An 8,027-nucleotide genomic window follows, 5' to 3' on the forward strand; every position below is an offset into this window, starting at 1 on the left:
CCATAACACCTAAAAGCATCAATTTTTTGATGATTTCAGATACTTCACGGCCCATCTTTTCAGCTAGTTCCTTAACAGTTAAAGGACCAGATAATTCGATTTCTGTAGCAATCGCTGCTTCAGCCTTACGTTCAGCTTCAGCTTTTTGTTGTAAGTATTGTTCGTTACGATGTTTTACGCGATTCTTTTTCTTTTGCATAGATGTAGATAACAAGGATTGAGGGCGGTTATTGCCACCTTTTTTATTCTTCTTGTTACGACGATCATTGTTATTAGAATTGCGGTTATCATTGTTTCGATTGTCGTTATTGCGATTATCGTTATTACGAGCATCATTAGGGCGACCGTTATTACGATTATCATTATTTCTGTTATTGTTAGGGCGGTTATTAGCGCGGTCACCAGATTGTTGGTTACCTTCGGATTTACGTGTAGGCTCAGAGATTTGTACATGACGTACATTGCCCTTTTTATGGTCGTTTTGTTTAGATTGATCGTCTTGTTTTTGACCACCTTGTTTATGATTATCCTTTTTGTATTCGTTAGAACGATTTGGATTTTGTTGTTTATGTGGTGCAGCCTCTTGTTTATGTGCTGCTGTTGGAGCAGATTTTGGTTCTACCTTTTGTGTAGCTTTAGGTGCTTCAGCTTTCTTACTTAATTGTTTTTTAACAATATCATAGCCTGAATCATCTACAGAGTTTACTGCTTTTGTAACATTAATATTATGTTGTTGCAAGATAGAAATGACCTGCTTACTTTCTACGCCAAACTCTTTGGCGATTTCATGAACGCGCTTTTTGGACATCTACATACCCCCTTATTATCGATCAATCTCTTTTAGTAACGCCTTTGCAAATCCATCATCTAGTACTGCGACCACTACCCGAACCTCTTTACCAATAGCAGTTCCTAAAGTTTCTTTAGTACCAATGCTACGAAGTGGGATATGATGTGTTTCTGCTAATTGATTATATTTGTTTTCATTATTGGATGCACAATCGCCAGCGAGAAGGACTAGTTTAGGTTCCTTTCTCTTCATGGCTTTTTCTACGATAAAGTCACCAGAAATAACCTTGCCAGCTCGTTGTGCTAATCCTAAGAGATTTAAAATTTTATCTTCATTCATGTATATCAGTGATTACTCATTCTCTTGTAAATCACGTTGTAATGCTTCGTATATTTCTTTCGATACACTATGCTTTAATGACCGTTCTAATCGCTTAGCCTTATAGGCTTGCTCAAAGCATGACATGGACTCACATAAATACGCTCCACGCCCCGGTGCTTTTCCAGTACGGTCAATACTGATATTGCCATCTGGACTTAAGGCTACGCGAATTAATTCACGTTTCGCCTTAGGCTCACCACATCCTACGCATGTGCGCATAGGTTGGGATTTCGGTTTCATGACTATTCACCGTCCTCAGCATTTCCGAAACCTGCAAAAGGTTCTTCAGCTGCTTGAGTTTCACTCTTAATATCGATTTTCCAGTTAGTTAATTTGGCTGCCAATCGAGCATTTTGACCAGCTTTACCAATTGCCAAGGATAATTGGTAATCAGGAACTACAACGTAAGAGGATTTTTCTTCTTCACTTACATCAACAGATACAACCTTTGCTGGACTCAAGGAGTTAGCGATATAAATTGCTGGATCTTCATCCCATTTAACGATATCAATTTTTTCATCGTGTAATTCATCAACGATATGTTGTACACGTTGACCTTTAGGACCTACGCAAGCACCTACTGGATCAACGTTTTCATCGCGACTGTATACAGCAATTTTGGAACGCATACCAGGCTCACGAGCTACGGATTTAAGCTCTACTACACCTTCATAAATTTCTGGCACCTCTAATTCAAAGAGGCGTTTCAATAAACCAGGATGTGTACGGGAAATCATGATTTGAGGGCCCTTCGTAGTTTTCTTAACCTCTACGATATAGCATTTAATACGATCCCCTTCGCGATATGTTTCGCTAGCAATTTGTTCTGTAGGAGGTAAAATAGCTTCTGTTTTACCTAAGTCGATAAACACATTTTTACCTTCTACACGTGTAATAACGCCAGTGATGATATCGCCTTCACGACTATAGTATTCTTCATATACTACGCTGCGTTCAGCCTCTTTCAAACGTTGAATAAGCATTTGTTTTGCAGTATGGGCAGCACTACGGCCAAAGTTAGCTGGAGTAACATCAACTTCTACTACGTCACCAATTTCAAAACGTTTGTCAATTTTGCGAGCTTCTAACAAGCTAATTTCTGTTTCTGGCAATTCTACAGTTTCTACCACTTGTTTTTTAGCCATTACTTTATAAACGCCTGTTTCGCGGTCAATCACAACGTAAGCATCTGGATTAGATGTTGGTTCTTTGCGATATGCTTGCAACAATGCAGCCTCTAAGGATTCAAAAATAACCTCAGGAGCAAAACCTTTTTGCTTTGTAAGCACCATTACCGCTTGAATTAATTCTTGACTCACTCGTATGCCTCCATATATTAAAAATCAAGATGTAATCGAATTTGTGCAATAGCAGAACGTTCAAATGTCATGCTTTCACCATTAATAGTAAAGTCGATAGTTGTATCCGTAAAACCTTGTAAGGCACCAGTAAATTGCTTACTGCCATTAACAGGTTTAAATAACTGAATATCTACGTCTCGGCCATTATAGCGAATCAAATCCTTATCCTTCTTAAGAACTCGATCTAAGCCTGGAGAAGATACTTCCAATAAATAGTTTTCCGTAATTGGATCCTTTTCGTCGAGGACAGCACTTAGTTTTTCGCTAACCATCTGACAATCATCCAAATCTACACCACCTGGTTTATCAAGGTAGACACGCAAATACCAATCGCGTTCACGAACGTAATCTACATCGACTAGTTCCATTTCGGTGCCGGCTATAATACCTTCAACTACAGAGGATACAAATTCCTCTACTGCTTCTCTCTTCATAGCCATCGCCTCCTTCATTACTACATCTTGTATATATCTCTTTTTTTCAAATACCTTAATTAGGCTAATCATAAATGAAAGAGTGGACATAAGCCCACTCTTTTAAAAGATTTATATAAAAGTCATATATAGTATATCACATTTGCTGTGTATATACAAATTCTACGCTTTCTTATGGGCTTTAACCAAACATTCCCACTTAGATTATTTCATATGAATATAAAATAACTCAAAAAATAGCATAGTCATATATAATGATTATCCTTAGTCGACGCGTTCATTTAATCCTTTTAATATAGGACCCAAATGTTCACGTAGAACTGTAGTTAAATCATCTAAATTTTTAGCATCTAGGTGATGGTCTATTTCAGGATAATTTTTATAACGAAGTTCTGCAAAGTATTCATCTCGCAATTCGTTATAATATAGCAATAATCCTGTATATTCGTCCATCTTACGATACTCACCGATAATAAAAGAACCATTAATCATCCGGATTGCATGAGCTGGATCAATATCACATACAAAGCCTTCCAGTTCTTTAGGCATAACCTCGGAAAAATCCCATTCAGGAATGCCTCGACGACGATAGGTAAAGGTAAAGTTATTCGCTGGCTCTATTAACATATTAGTTAACCCTTTGACACAGCGATCTTGTAATCCTTGCCAAAACGACTCTAAATCAGCACGCACAAAAGAAATATCAACAAAGGAAAATAGTGGCATTTCAATATGTACTGTATAGTCCTCTACCTCTTTATCATATAAGGCAGACCATCGCCACCCCAAATCATTTTGATAATGGAAAATAGGTACCTTTAATACCTCTTCACCGACTCCGAGACGCTCAAGTAGTGCCGTATAATCAGCTTCATTGGACGCCACTAAGGTAAATCCCTCAATTTGCTGAGGCAACCATGAATAATCTAATGCTTTACAAGCTTCAATAATCGTTTCCATATAATGCCTCGTACTTTTCTTGATACTGTAAGACAGCTTTTACATAGCTACGCGTTTCAGGAAAAGGTATGGTATCAACCATGCCATTCCATTTATTCTCATTGAGCCAAGATTCAACATGACCACGTCCCGCATTGTACGCAGCTAACGCCTGCACCTCATCACCATTAAATTCCTTTAACAAATGACCTAGGTACCATGTACCTAACTCAATATTAGTTTCCGGCTCTTTTAACTGGCGATCTGTATAGTTTCCATGTCCAACTTGTTGAGCTACCCATCGCGCTGTATCTGGCATAAGTTGCATCAATCCAAGAGCGCCGGTTTCAGATTCCGCAGTATTCTTATATTTACTTTCAGCTAAGATAACACTAGCCACTAAGGAAGGTGGTACTTGTTCCTTATCAGCTGCAGCCATCACTACATCTCTATAGTTAAAGGGGTACGCCACTTGACGCGCTATAGGATCATCTAAATGAGTAAAATAAAACCACCCAAGTACGACGCACGATAGCGCCGTTGCCGTTGCACGTTTCATATATCCCCCTTTCCTTACACAATCTTTATCCGATTTTGATATCGGTACAATATAGTAATCCACCAAATGGTAGGTTACTATTATATAAAATTTTATGGGCTTATTATACCATTTAATACTAATTTTTATATACCAATTTTAGTACATAATAGGTAATTATTTTGATTCTTGTAAAACTGTCTCTATACGCTCATTCCAAATAGTATTCAACTGTACTGTTAAATCATGAGGCGTACCATTATTATCAACGATTATATCTGCATAGGCACGTTTATCATCAAGCCGCATTTGACTATTAATACGAGCAAGGGCATCCTCTCTCGTATATCCATTACGACTCATTAAACGTTCGATTTGAGTCGTTTCATTCACATATACGAGCCACACCTCATCCATCATGGTATACCATTCCCCTTCGATGAGTAATGGAATATCATAGATTAAAATTGGCGTATTTCCTTGTTCATATTGAGATGTCAACTCCATAATACGATTGCGTATATGTGTTTTTAGACAGCTATTTAATAATTGTCGTTTTTCTTCATTGTGAAAGACTATAGCACCAAGCGCTTCACGATTGAGTGTGCCGTCAGCATGTAAAACATTAGAACCAAAGGTCTCTACAATAGCTTGTAAGCCCTCAGTCCCCGGCTCCACTACTTCACGAGCTACAATATCAGCATCGATATAGGGTATTCCTTTGTCCTTAAAATAGGTAAGGACTGTACTCTTGCCTGATGCAATACCACCAGTTAAGCCTATTTTAAACATATATACCTTCTAACACGTAATACTATCAATTAAACTATTTTACCAATGCCCAGTTCTCAGCATGATGCACATCTACAATAAGAGGAACCTGTAATTCTACTACAGATTGCATTGTAGAACGCAATAATTCTTCAACTGCGTCTAATTCTTCATTCACTACTTCTAATACAAGTTCGTCATGTACTTGTAATAAAAGTCGAGATTTAAAGTTTCCTTCCTCTAGCTTTTGCTCAACTTGGTTCATTGCTAACTTGATAATATCTGCAGCAGTACCTTGAATTGGTGTATTCATCGCCGTACGTTCAGCAAAGGAACGACGGTTAAAGTTGCGGCTATTAATATCAGGAAGTTCGCGTTGACGGCCGAACATAGTGCGAACCTTACCAGTTTCATGGGCCTCCTGAACCATACGATCCATGTACTCTTTAACCTTAGGATAACGGCTAAAGTATAAGTCAATATAGTTTTTAGCTTCTCCCCGTGTGATACCAAGGTCGCGAGATAAGCCAAAGTCAGAAATACCATAAATAATACCAAAGTTAATAGCCTTTGCATGAGAACGCTCTTCGCTTGTTACCTCATCTTGAGATTTACCTAGTACCTCTGCTGCAGTAAAGCGATGAATATCCTTACCATCAACGAAAGCTTTAATCAACGCTTCATCGCCAGAAAGATGTGCTAAAATACGTAACTCAATTTGAGAATAATCGGCACTCACTAATGTGTCATACCCTGCACCTGGATAGAATAAGGCACGAATTTCACGGCCTTTTTCGGTACGAACAGGAATATTTTGTAAGTTAGGATCAGAGGAACTAAGACGACCTGTAGCCGTAACCATTTGATTAAAGGTAGTATGAATACGCTTAGTCTTATCATTAATAAGGACTGCTAATCCTTCACAATAGGTAGATACTAATTTTGCTACAGAACGGTATGCCAAGATTTTTTCCACGATTGGACTCTCATTACGTAGCATATCAAGTACTTCAGCATCTGTAGAATATCCAGTCTTAGTTTTCTTAATAACTGGCAAGTTCATCTTTTCGAACAAGATGACCCCCAACTGTTTTGGAGAGTTTATGTTGAAAGTTTCACCAGCAAGATCATAAATCTCTTGTTGTACTTGGGCTAATTCATCTTTAAAGCGAGATGTCGTTTCAGCCAGCTTATTTGTATCAATATATATACCATTTTTCTCCATTACTACTAATGTATGAATCAATGGCAACTCAATAGTTTCATATAAAGACCATAACTCTTCACGTCGAGCAGATTCACAAGCTACATCATTCATAGCAAGTAAAGCTTTCACCATAGATACGCACTCTACATCTACGCTACCGCTAGCAATGCTAGGCACAGAGAAACGTTCCGTTAAATATAGATAACCATAGTTAGTACGTGTTGGATCTAACAAGTATGCTAGAAGAGACATATCATGGATACGTGCAGAGTTATCATCATTAAACAAAGAGATTTCAGCTGGTGACTCGTCACCCAATGCTTCTATTAATTCTTTTGTTTGAGTAGTAACAATGGCCTTAGCCCCTTGTAATACTGCTAGAACAGCCTTTGTATCATTTGTTTTAACGACAGTATCACCATTAGAAAGATAGGCAGTCTCGATAGTTCTAAATGGAGTTTTGCCATCAAGCACAACATGTACTGCTACTGTTTTATCTGTATAGAAATCAGGGGTTAGCGCCTTAGCATCAGCTAAATCGTCTAAAGAAATTTCCTCTTGTGGTGCAAAAAGAGAGCCTGGTTCACCAAAAGCTGCTTCCTCTCCGCCCATTACTTGAACAATACGAGGTGTTAATTTAGTAAAGCCTAAAGTTTCAAATAAAGGCTGTACCTCAGAGGCATGGAAATTTTGCACAAAGTCTTCTACCTTGTAAGATAAGTCCATATCCGTTTTGATGGTAGCTAACTCACGAGATAAGAAAGCTAAATCTTTGTTTTCAACGAGTCGCTCTTTTAATTTCTTACCAGAAATATCTTCAATATGATCATATACAGACTCAAGATTACCGTATTCTGTAATCAATTTAAGAGCCGTTTTTTCACCTACACCTGGTACACCTGGAATATTATCGGAAGAGTCCCCCATAAGAGCTTTCATTTCGATAACCTTATCTGGGCCATAACCATAGAGTTCCTCCATGTTATCAAGAGTAACCTCTAACATGTCAGAAATGCCTTTTTTAGTTAAGAATACATGACTATGTTCTGTTACGAGTTGAAGGTTATCGCGGTCACCAGTAATAATTTGAACAGCCATTTCAGAGGTGCCAAATTTCTTACTCAAAGATCCGAGGATATCATCCCCTTCAAAACCTTCTTCTTCAATAACACAAATGCCCAATGCTTTTAATACATCTTGAATAAGGCTAAATTGAGGTCGTAAATCCTCTGGTGCATCTGGACGATTACCTTTATATTCGCTGTACATTTCTGTACGGAATGTCTGACGACCTTTATCAAAGGCTACAGCAATATAATCCGGATTGATTTCTTCGTACAATTTAATGAGCATTGTTAAGAAACCGTACACCGCATTCGTTGGAGTACCTAAAGCAGACTTCAACGGTGGTAATGCAAAGAACGCACGGAATAACAAACTACTGCCATCTATAATCATTAATTTTTTCATAAGTACACCTCGCTTAATCATATGTTTCATTATAGCATATTGAGGCGTAATAAAATTGATTTTTAATCGCTGATACGAAGGTAAAAATATATGTACTACGCATTCTTACTTTAGAAGAATGGGAACACGGGTGACC

9 protein-coding genes are annotated in these 8,027 nt (G+C 38.0%); all 9 read right to left on the bottom strand.

Annotated elements, in window-relative coordinates; genetic code table 11:
- On the bottom strand, positions 1-808 hold an 808-nt coding region (locus tag QZ548_RS05845; protein ID WP_295869028.1), incomplete at its 3' end, for a translation initiation factor IF-2 N-terminal domain-containing protein.
- Positions 809-823: 15 nt separating this feature from the next.
- Positions 824-1,129: a ribosomal L7Ae/L30e/S12e/Gadd45 family protein gene (locus QZ548_RS05850; RefSeq protein ID WP_295869030.1), complete on the bottom strand. Its 306-nt coding sequence runs from the start codon at positions 1,127-1,129 to the stop codon at positions 824-826.
- A gap of 12 nt (positions 1,130-1,141) precedes the next feature.
- Positions 1,142-1,411, bottom strand: a complete 270-nt coding sequence (locus tag QZ548_RS05855; protein WP_005386859.1) for an RNase P modulator RnpM — start codon at positions 1,409-1,411, stop codon at positions 1,142-1,144.
- Between the two features lie 2 nt (positions 1,412-1,413).
- Positions 1,414-2,490 carry a transcription termination factor NusA gene (nusA, locus tag QZ548_RS05860; RefSeq protein WP_105089094.1) on the bottom strand — a complete coding sequence of 359 codons (1,077 nt, stop codon included), beginning with the start codon at positions 2,488-2,490 and terminating at the stop codon, positions 1,414-1,416.
- A 17-nt stretch (positions 2,491-2,507) separates the two neighbouring features.
- The gene (gene rimP, locus QZ548_RS05865; RefSeq protein WP_295869031.1) at positions 2,508-2,966 is read right to left on the bottom strand and encodes a ribosome maturation factor RimP; all 459 of its coding nucleotides are present in this window, start codon (positions 2,964-2,966) and stop codon (positions 2,508-2,510) included.
- 264 nt (positions 2,967-3,230) lie between these two features.
- Positions 3,231-3,926: a hypothetical protein gene (locus QZ548_RS05870; RefSeq protein WP_295869033.1), complete on the bottom strand. Its 696-nt coding sequence runs from the start codon at positions 3,924-3,926 to the stop codon at positions 3,231-3,233.
- On the bottom strand, positions 3,910-4,464 hold the full coding sequence (locus tag QZ548_RS05875; RefSeq protein WP_119206904.1) for a lytic transglycosylase domain-containing protein: 555 nt from the start codon (positions 4,462-4,464) through the stop codon (positions 3,910-3,912). The genes QZ548_RS05870 and QZ548_RS05875 overlap by 17 nt, the downstream gene beginning before the upstream one ends.
- 156 nt (positions 4,465-4,620) lie before the next feature.
- Entirely contained in the window at positions 4,621-5,235 is a 615-nt protein-coding gene (coaE, locus tag QZ548_RS05880) for a dephospho-CoA kinase (protein ID WP_295792435.1), read from the bottom strand.
- Between the two features lie 34 nt (positions 5,236-5,269).
- Complete coding sequence (gene polA / locus QZ548_RS05885; protein WP_295869035.1) at positions 5,270-7,891, bottom strand: DNA polymerase I; 2,622 nt, start codon at positions 7,889-7,891, stop codon at positions 5,270-5,272.
- Positions 7,892-8,027 lie beyond the last annotated feature (136 nt).

The organism is uncultured Veillonella sp., assembly GCF_915069625.1.
In the GTDB taxonomy this organism is placed as follows: Bacteria; Bacillota; Negativicutes; order Veillonellales; family Veillonellaceae; genus Veillonella.